The 15,616-nt window shown below is 51.0% G+C and carries 18 protein-coding genes; 14 read left to right on the top strand and 4 right to left on the bottom strand.

Annotated features, from left to right (window positions below):
- Positions 1-48 precede the first annotated feature (48 nt).
- The 7 genes from M3223_RS00205 to M3223_RS00175 all read left to right on the top strand — a co-directional run bounded on the left by M3223_RS00205 (position 49) and on the right by M3223_RS00175 (position 4,790).
- Positions 49-450 carry an iron chaperone gene (locus tag M3223_RS00205; protein ID WP_251557781.1) on the top strand — a complete coding sequence of 134 codons (402 nt, stop codon included), beginning with the start codon at positions 49-51 and terminating at the stop codon, positions 448-450.
- A 211-nt stretch (positions 451-661) separates the two neighbouring features.
- Complete coding sequence (locus M3223_RS00200; protein WP_251557779.1) at positions 662-1,381, top strand: YebC/PmpR family DNA-binding transcriptional regulator; 720 nt, start codon at positions 662-664, stop codon at positions 1,379-1,381.
- A 65-nt stretch (positions 1,382-1,446) separates the two neighbouring features.
- Entirely contained in the window at positions 1,447-2,316 is an 870-nt protein-coding gene (locus M3223_RS00195) for a LysR family transcriptional regulator (protein ID WP_251557777.1), read from the top strand.
- 132 nt (positions 2,317-2,448) lie between these two features.
- Entirely contained in the window at positions 2,449-2,880 is a 432-nt protein-coding gene (locus tag M3223_RS00190; RefSeq protein WP_251557775.1) for a rhodanese-like domain-containing protein, read from the top strand.
- Between the two features lie 148 nt (positions 2,881-3,028).
- Positions 3,029-3,427, top strand: a complete 399-nt coding sequence (locus M3223_RS00185) for a hypothetical protein (protein WP_251557774.1) — start codon at positions 3,029-3,031, stop codon at positions 3,425-3,427.
- 354 nt (positions 3,428-3,781) lie between these two features.
- Entirely contained in the window at positions 3,782-4,231 is a 450-nt protein-coding gene (locus tag M3223_RS00180; RefSeq protein ID WP_251557771.1) for a hypothetical protein, read from the top strand.
- A 64-nt stretch (positions 4,232-4,295) separates the two neighbouring features.
- Positions 4,296-4,790: a hypothetical protein gene (locus tag M3223_RS00175; protein WP_251557770.1), complete on the top strand. Its 495-nt coding sequence runs from the start codon at positions 4,296-4,298 to the stop codon at positions 4,788-4,790.
- Between the two features lie 71 nt (positions 4,791-4,861).
- On the opposite strand, the gene M3223_RS00170 is transcribed toward M3223_RS00175, so the two are convergent.
- On the bottom strand, positions 4,862-5,569 hold the full coding sequence (locus M3223_RS00170) for a MerR family transcriptional regulator (protein ID WP_251557768.1): 708 nt from the start codon (positions 5,567-5,569) through the stop codon (positions 4,862-4,864).
- Positions 5,570-5,820: 251 nt separating this feature from the next.
- On the opposite strand from M3223_RS00170, the gene M3223_RS00165 reads away from it, so the two are divergent.
- The 4 genes from M3223_RS00165 to M3223_RS00150 all read left to right on the top strand — a co-directional run bounded on the left by M3223_RS00165 (position 5,821) and on the right by M3223_RS00150 (position 10,052).
- On the top strand, positions 5,821-8,298 hold the full coding sequence (locus M3223_RS00165) for an excinuclease ABC subunit UvrA (RefSeq protein WP_251557766.1): 2,478 nt from the start codon (positions 5,821-5,823) through the stop codon (positions 8,296-8,298).
- Positions 8,299-8,399: 101 nt separating this feature from the next.
- A complete protein-coding gene (locus M3223_RS00160) occupies positions 8,400-8,825 on the top strand; it encodes a DMT family transporter (RefSeq protein ID WP_251557764.1) in 426 nt (141 codons plus the stop codon).
- Positions 8,826-8,842: 17 nt separating this feature from the next.
- Positions 8,843-9,568 (top strand): Crp/Fnr family transcriptional regulator, encoded by a 726-nt coding sequence (locus M3223_RS00155; protein WP_251557762.1) that lies wholly within the window; start codon positions 8,843-8,845, stop codon positions 9,566-9,568.
- 1 nt (position 9,569) lies between these two features.
- Positions 9,570-10,052: a DMT family transporter gene (locus tag M3223_RS00150; RefSeq protein WP_251557760.1), complete on the top strand. Its 483-nt coding sequence runs from the start codon at positions 9,570-9,572 to the stop codon at positions 10,050-10,052.
- A gap of 655 nt (positions 10,053-10,707) precedes the next feature.
- On the opposite strand, the gene M3223_RS00145 is transcribed toward M3223_RS00150, so the two are convergent.
- Entirely contained in the window at positions 10,708-11,895 is a 1,188-nt protein-coding gene (locus M3223_RS00145) for an MFS transporter (RefSeq protein ID WP_251557758.1), read from the bottom strand.
- A 174-nt stretch (positions 11,896-12,069) separates the two neighbouring features.
- Here M3223_RS00145 and M3223_RS00140 point away from each other — a divergent pair, with 174 nt between their 5' ends.
- From M3223_RS00140 to ndk, 3 genes are all read left to right on the top strand, one after another.
- Complete coding sequence (locus M3223_RS00140; RefSeq protein WP_251557756.1) at positions 12,070-12,441, top strand: GIY-YIG nuclease family protein; 372 nt, start codon at positions 12,070-12,072, stop codon at positions 12,439-12,441.
- 83 nt (positions 12,442-12,524) lie between these two features.
- Entirely contained in the window at positions 12,525-12,695 is a 171-nt protein-coding gene (locus tag M3223_RS00135; protein WP_251557754.1) for a DUF3934 family protein, read from the top strand.
- 85 nt (positions 12,696-12,780) lie between these two features.
- The gene (gene ndk, locus M3223_RS00130) at positions 12,781-13,185 is read left to right on the top strand and encodes a nucleoside-diphosphate kinase (RefSeq protein WP_251557752.1); all 405 of its coding nucleotides are present in this window, start codon (positions 12,781-12,783) and stop codon (positions 13,183-13,185) included.
- Between the two features lie 70 nt (positions 13,186-13,255).
- On the opposite strand, the gene M3223_RS00125 is transcribed toward ndk, so the two are convergent.
- Both M3223_RS00125 and M3223_RS00120 read right to left on the bottom strand, forming a co-directional pair.
- The gene (locus M3223_RS00125; protein WP_251557749.1) at positions 13,256-13,996 is read right to left on the bottom strand and encodes a response regulator; all 741 of its coding nucleotides are present in this window, start codon (positions 13,994-13,996) and stop codon (positions 13,256-13,258) included.
- A 13-nt stretch (positions 13,997-14,009) separates the two neighbouring features.
- Complete coding sequence (locus M3223_RS00120) at positions 14,010-15,605, bottom strand: ATP-binding protein (protein WP_251557747.1); 1,596 nt, start codon at positions 15,603-15,605, stop codon at positions 14,010-14,012.
- Positions 15,606-15,616 lie beyond the last annotated feature (11 nt).

The following is a 15,616-nucleotide window of genomic DNA, read 5'->3' as shown; positions in this document are numbered from 1 at the left end:
TTGTATAATCTGGGTAAATAATTGCGAGTGCAAAGGAGAGCCGTCCGCATGACACAATCCAAAACCGCTAAGGGATCAATCGATGAATACATCTCTCAGTTTGAGCCTGGTATTCAGGAAATTCTTCAATCCATCCGCGGCCTCATTCGGGAAACGGTGCCGGACGCAAAGGAAAAGATCAGCTACGGGATGCCAACCTTTGAGCTGTACGGAAATCTGGTGCATTTCGCTGCGTTTAAAAACCATATCGGTTTTTATCCGGCACCAAGCGGAATCGAAGCCTTCAAGGAAGAACTGGAACCGTACCACAAAGCAAAAGGGACGCTGCAATTTCCGATAGGCACAGCTCTTCCGATGGATTTAATCCGCAGAATTGTTGAATACCGAGTAGCGCAAAATCGGGCCAAGGCATCTGCAAAAGCTAACCCTGCCAAAAAGAAAAACAAGTAATCCCGTTTTTATGTCGGGACCGCAATACGGCTATTTCGACAGCCCCTTTTACTGTACCATCATGATGAGTCCGGCCCTTCGGGGCTGGACTTTTGGTATTTTATCGAAATGTGAGGCATTTAGGGCAGCAAGGTTTGAGAGCAGGCTTGTCCTGACAGCAGCGATCTCGTTATAATAGACAGGAAAACTTTAACCGGAAAGCGGGTTCAATATGGGTCGCAAATGGAATAATATCAAAGAAAAGAAAGCGTCCAAGGACGCCAATACAAGCCGTATTTACGCCAAGTTCGGTCTGGAAATTTACGTAGCCGCGCGTAAAGGCGAGCCGGACCCGGAATCCAACCGCGCGCTTAAGGTCGTGCTGGAGCGGGCCAAAACGTACAATGTGCCAAAGGCAATTATCGACCGCGCCATTGAAAAGGCAAAGGGAAGCTCCGACGAAATTTACGAGGAGCTGCGGTACGAGGGCTTTGGCCCGAACGGCTCCATGGTAATCGTCGATGCGCTGACGAATAACGTTAACCGCACCGCATCCGCAGTCCGCGCCGCATTCAGCAAAAACGGCGGCAACATGGGCGTAAACGGCTCTGTTGCTTACATGTTCGACGCTACCGCTGTATTTGGCGTCACCGGCAAATCGCTGGATGAAATTATGGAGCTGATGCTGGAAGCGGACGTAGGAGTTCGCGATATCGTCGAGGAAGACGAGGATGTGCTCGTTTACGCGGAGCCGGATCAGTTCCACGCCGTTCAGGAAGCGCTGAAGGCTGCCGGCATTACCGAGTTCACTGTTGCTGAGCTGACGATGCTGGCACAGAACGACGTGACGCTGCCTGCAGACGCGCAGACTCAATTCGAGAAAATTATCGACACGCTGGAGGACCTCGAGGACGTTCAGCAGGTTTACCACAACGTGGAATTTGCAGAATAAGATTACTTTCCGCCCGGACGCCGACGAGGTATCCGGGCGGATTGTCTTATGAGGGGGGGAGAGGCATGGAGTTAACCTGTCTGCGCAGCTTCCGGGAGGTGGCGGTCTGCGGAAGTTATACAAAAGCTGCTGAGCAGCTGGGATATGCCCAATCAAGCGTTACAGCTCAAATTCAGAAGCTGGAGGAGACATATCGAGCCGTGCTTCTGGAGCGGCGGGGAAGAGCGATGGGGCTGACAGCCGCTGGCGAGAAGCTATTGGAGTACGCCAATGAGATACTGCGGTTGTACAGCGAATCACTTGAAGCTGTCGCCTCGGCCTCCGGCGGCAGTTTAACGATCGGTTCCATTGAAACGCTCGCGTCCTATTATTTGCCGCCCTATATGCAGGCGTACCGTGCGGGTCAGCCCCAAGCATACATTACGCTTCAGCCCGGAAACGAACCGGAGCTTATTCGCGGAGTAAAATCCGGAATGCTTGATGCAGCGTTTATTCTTGATCCGCTGCTGCTTGATCCCGAGCTTTCGGCTGCAGCGCTGCGCGAGGAAACCCTCGTCATCGTCTGTCCGCCGGATCACCGGCTGGCCCGCCAGCGCTCTGCTGCCGTAACGGAGCTTGCCGGCGAGTCGCTTGTATTGACCGAACACGGCTGCACGTATCGGGGGCAGCTGCTTCGGCGGTTGAAGGAAACCGGCACGGAGGCCCGTATTTCCTGCGAGCTGGGCAGTGTCGAAGCCATTAAACAATGCGTCCAGCACGGGCTAGGCATTGCGCTTCTGCCTGGACTTGCTGTGCAGCGCGAGCAGCGTGAAGGCACACTGGCGGCTGTCAGGCTGAAGGATGAATCGTTCCAGTTTGTCATTCAGCTTATTTACAGCCGTAAAAAATGGATGTCGCCGGGATTTCGAAGCTTTTTGGAAGCGTTCGGCGTATAATCGGTTTTTTCGATAGTTGGTATCGAATCCGCTCGATAACGGCTATTTCGCCGCCCATGATATGCTTTCTCCAGAACAAACGACGAATGAGCGAGCTGCTGGATCGGCAGCTCAGACAAAGGAGAATGCACGATGACCACGCCGTACTCTCTTGTGTTTGAAACGCCTGCCGCCGCCCCCGAAGCGATTAAGGCTCATTATTTGGCGAAGCTATCAATGGAAACAGATCCATCCGATGTCCGTCACGATCAAAAAAACGGAAGGGCAGACTTTCTGCTGCTTGATGTTCGAGCGAGGAATGTTTACGTGGCTTGCCATGCATCAGGAGCGCAAAACCTCCCCTATCGAGAAATCAGCGAGGAGTCTACGGCAGACTGGCCAAAAGACCGGCTCATCGTAGTATATTGCTGGAGTCCCGCTTGTAATGGCGGGGCAAAGGCAGCCTTGCGGCTGGCGGAGCTAGGCTTTCAAGTGAAGGAAATGCTTGGCGGAATCGAGTACTGGCGGCGTGAAGGCTTTCCGGTGGAGGGGGGGAATACGGCTGAGACTCTGTTGCTTGGTTGATGGTACCTCTTAAAAAGCGTATCCGGCGAACCGGATACGCTTTTTTTTTTTTATAAATCCATCGGATTTCTGTAACTCGTAATCCATAGCCTTGGTAGCAAGGATTTGGTAGTATTAACAAAAAAATCAGGATCTACTGAGGGTTAATATGAAATATTTAAATTGGATAGCTATTTTCCTTGTCACAATATTAATGGGATGTGAGAACAAGCAAATGTCACTTGAAGATACTGTATATCAATATTACGAATTAATATTCCAAGGACAGATGGAGGAGTCCCAAGAGCTTCTAGATTGGGATCTCAAAGAAGGCAGTATTATTGATTACTATGCGAATATGAGTCAACAGCATAGGAAGTACGATCTTGTATCGCTACAAAAAATTGAATTTACAATTTTAAACGAGAAGAATGGAGTAGGTACTACAGAAGTCAAATTAGTCTATGTGGACAGAAATGATAAAGAAAGGATTGAAATCAATAAAGTAAAGCTGCGTTTAAATTCAGAAAGTATATGGAAAATTATTTCCATAACAAATGTTGAATAACGCTGGATTGGTAGCGACTTTCTATGATGATTATTAGAATGGCAACCAGAAATGATCTTTTAGAGGTGGTTAAGTTATCTGAAATACGGGTCTATGGTTTAGGCTCGCGAACACAGTATGAGCGCTGTTTTGGTTAATCAAAGTAACTTCAATCAACTGCCTTGTATGGGACTAGGCGAAACCCATTTGGAGCACAGAAAGCACTTCCGGCTAACCGGAAGTGCTTTTCGATTTGTACAGGTGGATGATTTCGTAATCTCAAATTGGTTTGTGCTATAAGGTGAAGCCTGCACCATTCTGCCAAATCCTCATAATATGAATATATCAACTAATTAATTCAAGGAGGAAGTTAGATTGAGGCCAGGTTTTATTTTAGTGCTGTTTATTTTATTAGTCATCGTAACGAGTGTTTTTGGTAAAAGTTCAGGAGAAGGAAACACGAACATTGCACCACAGGCCAGCCGCAGATTTGATATTATTAACCAAGCAAATTACCCCAGTTTTACTTTAGTTTCAACAAATTTATATGGAGACTTCGAATCTCCCCCGCCAGCTCCGCACGAAATTGGGCCTGAAAGCACCTACTCCTTCCAGGTAAAAAGAGATTATTTTTATATTACGGAAGCCTTTGCAACTTACAACGTGGTTACGAGATTCAGAGAAGTTATTGGATCTTTTGAGATCAAGATGAGATTAAACACGCATGTGCCTTCAACGACAATTGTTAGCAAGGTAGGTTCTGATTTTACGCTGGATAATGGAAACACCTATGTCTATGTCCGAAATTTTATACCTGAGACTTGATAGTTGCCCACATGTCTCTAAGTTAATCTCAGAATCAAATCATGCTGTGAGGAGAACGATCATTATGAATGAACCTGCTTTAAAAAGGGACAAAAACAGCTCAGGCTTAGCCATTCTATTAGTCCTATTTATTTTATTGGTCATCGTGACGCAGCTCATTAGCGGGTGTAAGGAAGAAGAAAATCAACCGGATAATAACTTGACGCCTTTTCAAAGTTTAGGATTCAATATTAATAACCGAACAACAAATTTTGAATTCTATTCCATTTCTTTAAGCGGAGACTTTGAATCTCCTTTTCCTGCGACTCACATCATCCGGCCCGGAAAATCGCATAATTTCCAAGTGAAATTTAAGTATTATACAACTTATACAGGATACGTCACGTATAGAGCTGAAACCGTAGTACCATCGGATCTAACTGCAGATATTCAAATCGAGATGAGCGTACATCCACCGGGTCAGGATATAAGGACCATTACAATTCCGTATAAATCAGGGCCAATTCTCGCAGATATCGGTAACAATTCCGTTACTATCCGCAATGCGCCTTATCCGTGACAAAGCGATAGAGGAAAGATGTCCCGTTTGGAGGATTTCCCCATGGCTGCGGCTTTCCGCTGTGGCTCTGACTACATAAGCTTCAATTCCCGGCAGAGCAGCACCAGCTCATGAATGCCGACAAACTGCCTTTTGATTCTGGCCCCGATCGTTTCCAGCGCGTGCTCCGTTCCCTTGATTGCATGCTCAACGCCACGCGTCCCCATCAATTGCACAATTTCTTTCATACCATCGAGAAAAAATATCGTCGTCCGCAGCGTTCGAATGAGCAGAATCTGGCGAAGCTGTAGAGGGGTGTAACGGCGATAGCCGTTGTCCGGGCTGCGGACGGGTTGAATGAGCCCTTCTTTTTCCCAGTGCCGGATCGCGGATGGAGCGACGCCCGCCAGCTCTGCCGCTTCGCCAATGGACATATACGGTTTCAGCTTGACTCCATCCAGCTCATCCGTCTCCAGCTGCATGAGCAGCTGCCGCGTCCGGTCGGCTGCCGCTTTATCCTGATGAAGTTTGGCCTGCTGCTCATTCACCAGCCACATCGCTTCCTCGGCTTTCCCCGTTTGCAGCAAAATCAGCGTATCGCAGGCTATTTTCATCCCAAAGCCGTCATTCAACGCCCGCAAACAGCGGAACCACGCCAAATGCTCATTTGTATACTGCCGGTACCCGCTGGCGGAGCGCGACGGGAGCGGCACGACGCCCCAGGACTCGTAATGGCGAAGAGCGCTAGTGCTGAGGCCGAGCTGACGGGCTATATCGATTGGACGGTAGACTTCGCTCATAGTTCCGTTTCTTCCCTTCCTATAGCTGTCTTAACGATAGCAGATACTGCTAGAGAGGTTCAAATCTTTATGTAAAAACTTGAACCTCCATGATAAGGTTCTGGTCTAACCCTGCCTATAATAAAGCAATTATTTCATTAAAGCTTTGCATTTGCATTAATGTAGTAAAGTTAAGAGTGAATAATGGAAATCCAGCTGCCAGCCGTTAATTTAAAGATTCAGGCTGAGAAGCCTTGAGGAGGAATTAAATTATGATTGATACGATTCGTATTCGCGGAGCCAGGGAAAATAATCTGAAAAACATCGATGTAGACATTCCGAAGCATCAGCTGATTGTTGTGACAGGGCCTTCCGGTTCCGGTAAATCAACGTTAGCGCTTGATATTTTGCAGCGTGAATGTCAGCGCCAGTATCTGGAGTCAAGCGGCCAGTCCGGTGAATCGATTCCCAAACCAAAGGTAACGTCCATCACCGGACTTTCCCCGGCTATTGCAGTTGGCCAGCATGCGGCCAACCGCAATCCACGATCAACCGTCGGCACCGCAACGGATCTGCAAACATATCTCCGGCTTGTATTTGAGAAGAAGGGGATTCGCGACTGCCGGGCTTGCGGCTCCGCTATGCCGGCTTCTGCTGAGAACGGAGCTGCGGAAATCGCCTGTCCAGCCTGCGGCGAGCTCCATCGTTCGCTCGGCAAGGCGGACTATTCCTACAACACTCCGTCCGGAGCCTGCGAAAGCTGTAGCGGTCTGGGCAGCGTCGTGGACATCGATGTGGAGGCGGTATTCGACCGCAGCAAAAGCATTCGCGGAGGCGCGGTCGTGTTCTGGTTTGAATCGTTTGCGGACTACAACGCAGCCATGTTGGAAGCGGCAGGCAAGTATTACGGGCTGCCGATGAACACAACCATCCCGGTTGGCGAATGGAGCGAAGCGGAATGGGATCTGCTGCTGTACGGAGTGGAGAGTCCCGAATTTGCCCGCCATTATCCAGATAAGCCGCTTCCGAAATCGGTCGGCAGAGGACGGTTCAAGGGCGTGTTGACCGGAATGTGGCAACGCTACAAAGAGAAGGGCGGCCAATCCGGCGAAGCGGCGTTGTTTCGCAGCCGTCCATGCACCGATTGCGGCGGTGAAAGGCTCAATGAAATTAGCCGCTCGATAACCGCATACGGCCGAAGACTTCCAGAGCTGACGCGAATGTCGCTTGGGGAGCTGGCTGCATGGCTGGAGCAGCCCTATGCGGAGGCAATTAGCGACGACGACGAGCTGCTAGCATCGGTGCTGCAGGATATGAAAGTGAAGGTTCGCCGGATCGAGGATGTGGGGCTTGGCTATTTGATGCTGGACCGCCAATCGCTGACGCTGTCCGGCGGAGAGGCGCAGCGGCTGCGTCTCGCAACGATTCTTGGATCAGGGCTGACCGGCGTGCTCTACTTATTGGACGAACCGACCACGGGGCTGCATGCCAAAGATACGGCCGGTCTTGTACAGGTCATGAAGGAGCTGCGCGATCTGGGGAATACGGTGCTGCTGATTGAACATGATGTTACAGTGATGCAGGAAGCGGACCATATTATTGATATCGGACCTGCAGCCGGCCGATTTGGCGGCAATATTGTCGGCCAAGGCTCGCTTCAAGAGCTGATCGGGCAGGATAGCTCCGTAACCGGCAGTTATTTCCGAAATCCTCCAGGAATGCTTTCCAGCAGACGTGCACCGCAAAATGGATGGATTACCGTTCATGAAGCCAGCCGCCATAATCTGCAACAAATCACGGCCACTTTTCCGCTCGGCTGCCTGACAGCGGTAGCAGGTGTGTCCGGTTCCGGCAAATCAACGCTTGTATTCGATTTGCTGGCCTCAGCGGTGCCGGGTCAGAGCTCATTTCGAGGCCTGGAGGGCTGCGGAAATATTAGCGGAATGGAGCGGATTGACAGCTTGATTACCGTTGATCAAAGCCCGCTGTCGCGCATGCAGCGCTCAAGCGTATCCACCTATATGGATTTGTTCGCGCTGCTGCGCAAAGCCTATGCCGCATTGCCTGAAGCGAAAAGCCGCAAGCTTGCGGAAAAGCATTTTTCGTTTAACACGCCGGGAGGACGCTGCGATCGCTGCGAAGGGCTTGGAGTCGTCATGGTTGATATGCACTTTTTGTCCCATTTGCAAATTACTTGTCCGGAGTGTAAGGGGAAAAGATTTAAGCCGGAAGTGCTGGAGGTTAAATACGAGGGCCGCTCCATCTCCGATTTTCTGGAGCTTAGCCTGGAAGAAAGCCAGCCGCTTCTGGCAAACAATAAAAAGATGACAAAGCTGCTGCAGCTTCTGTCGGAGGTAGGATTAGGCTATCTGCAATGGGGCCAATCCGTCACAACGCTGTCTGGCGGAGAAGGGCAGCGGCTCAAGCTGGCGAAGGAGCTGAGCGCTCCCGCGAAAGGCCATACGCTGTATCTGCTTGATGAGCCTTCGAGCGGTCTGCATCCGCTGGATGTAGAGAAGCTGCATTTGCTGCTCAGCCGTCTTGTTGATGCCGGCAATACGGTCATTATGGTGGAGCATAATACCGAGCTGATTGCCGCGGCGGATTGGGTGTTAGATCTCGGTCCAGGCGGCGGCGACGCCGGTGGAGAGCTCGTAGCCGCTGGAACACCGCAGCAGCTGGCCTCCGACAAACGTTCCGTTACCGGCGCAAGCCTTAATTTGCATGAACCCGTCAAAGCTCAACGCTAAGTTTGAGAGAAAAGGACATATGTCCTTTTCTCTTTTGTCTGTTTGCGATTAAAGTTAAACTAGAGATTGGTTTCGCAAACAGACAGAATGGAGCTGGCTAAATGAAAGGCCTATTAGCGGCTTTAGCCGCCGGATTTTTCATTACGCTGCAGGGTGTGGCGAACACGAGCATAAGCGGGGCGATCGGAACTTGGCAAGCCGCGGCGCTGACGCAGCTGACCGGTTTTATCGGCGCAGTGCTGCTTGCCTTGCTGATGAAGGATCTCAAGCCCCGCAGGTTGCTGGAGATCAAGCCGATATACGGCATCGGAGGCGCCTTTGCAGCGATTATTATATTTGGAACAGTAACGGCTATTCAGCATGTTGGGGTTACGCTCGCGACTTCACTGACGTTGCTCGGCCAGCTAGGATTGACATTCCTGATCGAATGGAAAGGCTGGCTTGGTGTGCCCAAAACGAAGATGGGTCCGGCTCAGGTGGCGGGAATGGCGATGATGGTTGCCGGAGTTATACTGCTGTCGTTATAAAGAAAGGAGGACGTGCTATGGGGGCAGGCGGAGAACGGGAGCTCGTCTCGTCCTATTTGCAAAAATTCGGGGTTGAAGCTATGTTTCCAGCGCAGCTGATAGCATCCGCAAAGCTTGTGAATTGCGGAGCAGGAGACAAAATCGCCATTCAGGGTGAAATGCCCGATGAGCTTTTGCTGTTAGTTGAAGGCAAAATCAAAGTGTTTACGACAATGCCGGACGGCAAGTCGCTCATCTTGTCCTTCCTTAATCCGCTTGAGGTCATAGGGGATATTGAATATGTTCAGCGTGGAATGGAGCTGATGAATACGGTTGAAGTTGTTTCGCCCGTGACCATGATCCGTTTCTCGTATCGGCATCTTGATCTATATGGCCTGGAGCAGCCGGGATTTCTCCGGTTTCTGCTGGAGATTATTACGCGCAAGTTTAAAATGAAAAACAACTCGCTTAGCTTTAATTTGCTTTACCCCGTTGAGGTCAGGCTGGCAAGTTATTTGCTCTCGGTCTGTTATGACGGGGCCGAAGAAAGCGGTCAACCGACCGCAAGACTGGAAGCTGGAGCGCTGCATGATGCGGCCAACCTGATCGGCACAAGCTACAGACATTTGAACCGTGTCTTGCTGCAGTTTGCGGAGGACGGCCTGATTGAACGAAAACGCTCCAGCATCGCGGTTAAGGACCGCACGGCGCTTGCCGCTATTGCAAGAGAGAACATTTATGAGCTTCAAACGGGAGGGCTGTAACATGGTTGGATTAGCGTGGGCATTAGGAGTTGGCTTACTGCTTAGCCTGCAAAATCTGTTTAATTACAAAGTGGATCAAAAGGCTGGCATGTGGACGACTACAACGCTTATATTGGCGATGGGTTTTTCCTCATCCTTTTTGCTCGGTTTAGGCTTCAAGGGAGCAAACATGTTCCGGCTGGAAGGCGTGGAGATTTGGCATGGCTTCAGCGGATTAATTGGAGTCGGCATCGTAACCTGCATTGTGCAGGGGATCAAGCGGCTCGGTCCTACCTATGCAATCAGCATCGTATTGTGCGCCCAGCTTGCATTTGCTATGCTCTGGGATTCCCTTGGCTTGTTTGGTCTTCAGCGTGTTCCGCTGGAGCCGGCAAAGGTTGCCGGCGTGCTGCTGCTTGTTGCCGGGATTCTCGTGTTCAAGCTTGGCGCACGCGGCAGCCATGAATCTCGGAGCGATGACGCCAACACAGAGCAGATGGCCTGAAGAAGTAAGATTTGAAAATAAAGCCGTTCGGCACACCGGGAAATTGTCCCGGCTCCGAACGGCTTTATTTTTTTGCAGCAGAGCCGTAATAGGCTTCAGCATCTGCCCTTGCAGTTGTTGTAAATCGCTTCCGCCTCCCGCAGACAGTCCTGTGCGGGTCTGCCCCTAAGCCTGCAGGCAACGATGTATTGGGAATAGGCGAGACGGCATAGAGGAATCCGAATAAAACACGGAAGTCTTTGCGGAATGGGTCCATTGCTTTCAAATCTCTTCAATTCCCTGGCCAGCTTTTCAAAAACCCGGACGAGCGCAACTCCAAGCTCATCAAGCTTATTGCTGTCATAAACCTGGAATTGCTTCCGGATGCCGCCGCCTTTCGACAACGGCCAAACGCTGCTCGAGGAAATAAGTAAAGGCCTTCCGTTTAAGGAAATCTGAAGCACCCCGTTCAGTTTGCCAGTTGGGATTCGCTGAGTTTCTACAATGCTGACCTCTAGGATTCCATCGTTGGTCCTTACTTCAGCATCTGCAGAGAATATAGCGGTCTCTCCTACTTGTTTGAAAATAACGGCCATTCTAGTATCCCTCCCTTTTCCTCATATAATGCAGGACAAGGCAGGAAGGATACGGCTAATTGACTATTTTTGAACAAGCATTATCCCGCTATACGTTTCCCTTCAAGGCCGTTGCGTTCCATGCGCCAGGAGCAAACGGCGAATACAACGAGCGCAGCGCTCAGAATGAGTGCGGCATACAGGAATACGGCCCGCAGGCTGGACGCCTCGCTAGCATAACCTCCCAAATAACTGCCGAAGACCCTTGCGGCGCCCAAATTAATGAGCGCATTCAGAGTCTGGCCGGTTGCCCTCAGCTCCGGCGGCACCTCTTTATTGATGTATACCGACATCGTTACGGCGACAACAATGAACACCAATCCGTGCAGAGCCTGCGCGGGAAGCACCAGCCACGGCGAATCTAGGAGGAAGTAGAGCATCCATCGCAGGACAGCCGCTCCGCCGGCGAATAACAGAATAGCAGATACCGGCACCTTTTTGAGCAGCTTGGAGCTGTAGAAAAGGAACGGAAGCTCGGCTAATGCAGAGATGACCATCGACCAGCCGAGCATATCGTTGCCGGCTCCAATCTCGGTGAAGTAGAGCGGGAAAAAGGCGTAATAGTACCCGAGCGTAGTGTTGATGACAAAACAAATGCTCATGTAAAGGACAAGCCTGCGGTTGCGGAACAGCTGCGTCACATTCATTTTGCGACCGCCGAACTGATGGCCCTTCACTTTAGGATAAAACATCAGGATTGCGACAGAAGCAGCCATGACGATGGCGTAGGCGCCAAACATGCCATCAAGCGCCACCCGCTCGGCGTACATGCCGAATCCGATGCTCATTACGGCAAACCCGATTGTGCCGCCGATACGGATCAGACCGTAATGCGCGGCGCGTTTGCCAAGCGCTTCAAGCGTAATGGCATCGGCTACGGCGGTAATCGAGGATTGGAACAGCGTGAACAGACCAATCGCAGCCATAAGCCATCCGTATGTCGGTGAGATGGGGAAGAGCAGCATGACAATACCGCTGCCGATAAGCATCGTTGCAAGCACGCTGTTTTTTGAGCTTGCTTTATCGGTTACGGAGCCCCAGGCCGGCTGCGCAAGCATCGCGACGAACGGGCCGACGCTTAAAAGCAGCCCGATGTCGGAGGCGCTGTAGCCCTCCTCGCGGAAATAGAGCGGAGCGAAGGTGCCGTATAGCGCATTGCCGGAATAGAGCACGAAATAAAACCAGAAAAACAGCTTAAGGGAGCCTGTTTGACTATCGTTATTATTCATATGGGTATCCTTTGGATGAGTTTAGTTAGGTGAATTGCAGCACCGGGTCTATCTTAACCCGGAAGCCCGTTCATTTCCAGACTTTCGTTAATCCGGGGACTCGAGTTGACAGCGGATGCAGCCCCACTTTAAAATTACTAAATCAGTAATTTACTAAGTTGGAGGTTTGACACCGTGGACAAAAGCCGCAAAAAGGAGCTTCAAGAGCAATTTAAAGAAATCAAAACGTATATAGGCGTCATTCAAATTAAAAATAAAACAAACGGCAAAGTGTTTGTGGCGAGTTATCCCAATCTCAAAAATAAATGGAGCACGCTGCAAGGCCAGCTTGCCATGGGCATGTTCGCTAATCTAGAGCTGCAGCGCGATTGGAGGGAGCATGGACCGGACGCGTTTGAATATGAAGTGCTGGAGCAGAAAGAGTATGACCCTGTCAAAATTACGGACCGCAAATGGGAATTAAAAATGATGATGAAGCCATGGCTGGAGAAGCTCCAGCCGTACGGAGAGAACGGCTACAATCGTCCGCCCCAGCCGGGAAGATAGAGAAGACAAGCTTAAGACAAGCTTAAATTTGCGGCCGGGGCCCCAACCTGATAGGATTAGGGGACGAACGGAGTGGATACACAATGAGTAAATCAAAGGGCGGCGGCACTGGACGCGGAACCGGCAAAAAAGGCTGGAACCGCTGGCAGGCTGCAGAACGCAAAGCCAGTAGCAAGCCTAAGCCGTATGTAAGCAAAGGGCTGCAAAAAAAAGCGGAGGAAGCAAAGGCTGCCCGCCTGAACGATCCTTCCTAAACGGGTGTGATATCGATCGCATTCCTGGCACATCCTACATGGTACAATTCTCTTATTCCTACGGGACACAAGGAGGCAGGTACATATGAGCGAAAAAGCTTTCGTCATGATTAAGCCCGACGGGGTGCGCAGAGGTCTCATCGGCGAGATCGTATCCCGGTTTGAAAAAAAGGGACTTTCCGTCGCAAAGGCCGAGCTTATTCAGGTTAGCGCGGAAACGGCGAAGGAGCATTACGGCCATCTGGCGCATAAGCCGTTTTTTGGCGAGCTTGTCGATTACATCACCTCGGGTCCTGTATTCGCCATGATCGTGGAGGGTCCGGCTGCCGTGAAAAATTCACGCTATCTGATCGGTGCTACGGATCCTGCCGAAGCTGCTCCGGGCACGATCCGCGGCGATTTCGGCCTCGACGTTTCGGAAAACGTCATTCACGGATCGGATTCGCCGGGAAATGCCAGCATCGAGATCGCCCGCTTTTTTATTCGTTAAACGCCAACAGAAAAAAGGGTCTGAACCTACATCATCTGGAGTGATGGAAGTTCAGACCTTTTTTTGCAGCTCAGTGCCTGTCGTCGGCGTTCCGGCTGCGATATACACGCTCGGGCCGGCCGATACCGTAGGACAAGTCCGCCTCTATTACGCCAAGTCCGACCAAATACTCCAAGTATCTGCGGCTGGTAGAGCGGCTGATTCCAATCAGCTTGGCGATTTTGTCGGCTGACATGCCGTCCTTGATGCTGTAAATGGCTTGTGACACTTTGTCCAGCGTCAGCTTGTCGATGCCCTTGGGCAGCATGGGAGCGCCGTCGGAGCTTACAGTCGAATCGGACAATCGGCTAAGCAGTCTGTCGATGTCATGCTGCCCGATGCTCGACGAATCGCTGAGGCGAATCAGCTCCCGGCGAAAAGCGGCGTAACGCTGCATCGTTTCCTTAAGCCGGTCAAACACAAGCGGTTTCATCAAATAGTCAAATGCTCCGCTGCGAATCGCCTCCTGAACCGCTTCAATCTCACGGGCAGCGGTAATCATGATGGCGTCGGTACCGCGATGATGCTGGCGGATATGATACAGCAGCTCCAGGCCGCTGGAAGCTGGCAAATAGATGTCGAGCAAAACCAGATGCGGCTCCAGACGCTCTAGCTGAAGCTTGGCTTGCTCCGCATCGGTGGCGACGCCGCAAACCCGGAAGCCTGTAATCTGCTCGATAAACCGCCGATTAATTTCTGCGATTCTGGGGTCATCTTCGACGATCAGCACATCGATGAAGGTTTCTGCGGCGGGTTGTTCTGGATGCACCATCGGTAATCTCTCCTCACCCTTCAATTTCTTGATGTTTAGGTACCGCAGCAATAAAAATCGTGCCGCCTGAAGGCTTTCGGCTAAAGGCTAGCATGCCTCCGAGACGAATGACTGCCTGCTGGACGAGATAGAGGCCAATGCCGCGATTTTCACCTTGCTTGGTTGAAACCCCTTTATTAAAAATCGTTTCTCCGAGTCCTTCTTTCACGCCGGCACCGTTATCCTCGCATTCAATAATCAAATCCGTTCCAAGATCCGTTAACAGCAGGCTGACCTTGCGTTCATCCGCCGCGAGGGTACTTCTCGCAATGACGGCGTCAAGCGCGTTATCAATCAGGTTTCCCATAATCGTTACAAGAAGGCTGCGGTCGATGGATTCCGGCACATCACGGAAGCTGCTTTCCGGGTCGAGCATAAAGTCCACTTTTAGCTCTCTGGCGTGATTGTACTTGCCTATCAGAAATCCGCCCAGGACCGGATCGGGCACTTCTCTCATAATAAACTGGAGTAGATTTTGCTGGATTCCAGCCTCGGAATGAATAAGGTCAATAGCTTCTTTATAAGAGCCAAGCTGAATCAGCCCGGAGATGACGTATAGCCGATTGGAAAATTCATGCGTCTGGGCTCGTAAAGAATCGGCGAACAGCTTTACCCGGGAAAGCTCCTGGGCAAGCTGGTAAAGCTCGGATTTGTCGCGGAAGCTGGAGACGGCCCCGGCTACTTGGCCGCTGCTGTCGATAATCGGCACCCGGTTAACGACAACCTCTCTTCCGCGCATGATCATTTCCTGATCGAGCTGGACCTCGCCGTTATGAATGACTTCCGGCAGACCGGAATGGGGGAGAATTTCCTCAATTAACCTTCCGGTAACATCTTCCGGCACCTGTAAAATGTCCAGGGCAATTCGGTTTATGACGGTAATGCGGCCTTCGCGGTTAATGGCGACGACGCCCTCTCGAATTGACTCCAGAATGGCCTTTTTCTCCATATACAAGGCTCCGATTTCCTTAGGCTCCAGCCCGTGGATAGAACGCCTTACGCCGCGTGCAGTCCAGACGGCGCCTGCCGCTCCAAGCAGCAGCACGAGAGCTCCTACGACAAAAATTATCTTTTGATAGGGATCATTAATTCGGTCGATTTCAGAAGTAAGGAATCCGACGCTGACGATGCCGATAACTTGCCCTTCTTCGTTAAAAATAGGAACCTTGCCGCGCAGCGCCGGGCCCAGCGAGCCTGTTGCTTCAGAAATAATCGACTTGCCCTCAAGAACGGGGCCGTTGTCTCCGCCAACCATCGGTTTTCCGATTTTTTCCGGATTGGGATGTGCGACGCGAATACCGTGTTTGTCGCCTACGACGATATACTGCGCCCCTGTTTTTAAACGAATCTTGTTTGCTATTGGTTGAACGGCTAGGCTGGGATTGGAACCGCTCATTGCATCCCGAATATCCGGCGATGCCGCAATGGACTCCGCAAGCGCCAATGCTCTGACGCCAATTTGTTGCTCGACAATACGTGTGACAACATAATAAAACGTAATGCCCAGTGCGAGAATTAGGACCCCCAACAGGGAGCATATAGTAAGGATTAATTTAGTCTGTAAACGCATTGAAGCTACCC

This window comes from Paenibacillus pasadenensis, from assembly GCF_023715725.1.
Lineage (GTDB): Bacteria > Bacillota > Bacilli > Paenibacillales > Paenibacillaceae > Paenibacillus_O > Paenibacillus_O pasadenensis_A.
This window is presented reverse-complemented; position numbering and strand designations above follow the sequence as displayed.

Bases quoted from the DNA above. Each gene is read 5' to 3' on its own strand.
- M3223_RS00205 (WP_251557781.1), top strand. From the start codon at position 49: ATGACACAATCCAAAACCGCTAAGGGATCAATCGATGAATACATCTCT.
- M3223_RS00200 (WP_251557779.1), top strand. From the start codon at position 662: ATGGGTCGCAAATGGAATAATATCAAAGAAAAGAAAGCGTCCAAGGAC.
- M3223_RS00195 (WP_251557777.1), top strand. From the start codon at position 1,447: ATGGAGTTAACCTGTCTGCGCAGCTTCCGGGAGGTGGCGGTCTGCGGA.
- M3223_RS00190 (WP_251557775.1), top strand. From the start codon at position 2,449: ATGACCACGCCGTACTCTCTTGTGTTTGAAACGCCTGCCGCCGCCCCC.
- M3223_RS00185 (WP_251557774.1), top strand. From the start codon at position 3,029: ATGAAATATTTAAATTGGATAGCTATTTTCCTTGTCACAATATTAATG.
- M3223_RS00175 (WP_251557770.1), top strand. From the start codon at position 4,296: ATGAATGAACCTGCTTTAAAAAGGGACAAAAACAGCTCAGGCTTAGCC.
- M3223_RS00170 (WP_251557768.1), bottom strand. From the start codon at position 5,569: ATGAGCGAAGTCTACCGTCCAATCGATATAGCCCGTCAGCTCGGCCTC.
- M3223_RS00165 (WP_251557766.1), top strand. From the start codon at position 5,821: ATGATTGATACGATTCGTATTCGCGGAGCCAGGGAAAATAATCTGAAA.
- M3223_RS00160 (WP_251557764.1), top strand. From the start codon at position 8,400: ATGAAAGGCCTATTAGCGGCTTTAGCCGCCGGATTTTTCATTACGCTG.
- M3223_RS00155 (WP_251557762.1), top strand. From the start codon at position 8,843: ATGGGGGCAGGCGGAGAACGGGAGCTCGTCTCGTCCTATTTGCAAAAA.
- M3223_RS00150 (WP_251557760.1), top strand. From the start codon at position 9,570: ATGGTTGGATTAGCGTGGGCATTAGGAGTTGGCTTACTGCTTAGCCTG.
- M3223_RS00145 (WP_251557758.1), bottom strand. From the start codon at position 11,895: ATGAATAATAACGATAGTCAAACAGGCTCCCTTAAGCTGTTTTTCTGG.
- M3223_RS00135 (WP_251557754.1), top strand. From the start codon at position 12,525: ATGAGTAAATCAAAGGGCGGCGGCACTGGACGCGGAACCGGCAAAAAA.
- ndk (WP_251557752.1), top strand. From the start codon at position 12,781: ATGAGCGAAAAAGCTTTCGTCATGATTAAGCCCGACGGGGTGCGCAGA.
- M3223_RS00125 (WP_251557749.1), bottom strand. From the start codon at position 13,996: ATGGTGCATCCAGAACAACCCGCCGCAGAAACCTTCATCGATGTGCTG.
- M3223_RS00120 (WP_251557747.1), bottom strand. From the start codon at position 15,605: ATGCGTTTACAGACTAAATTAATCCTTACTATATGCTCCCTGTTGGGG.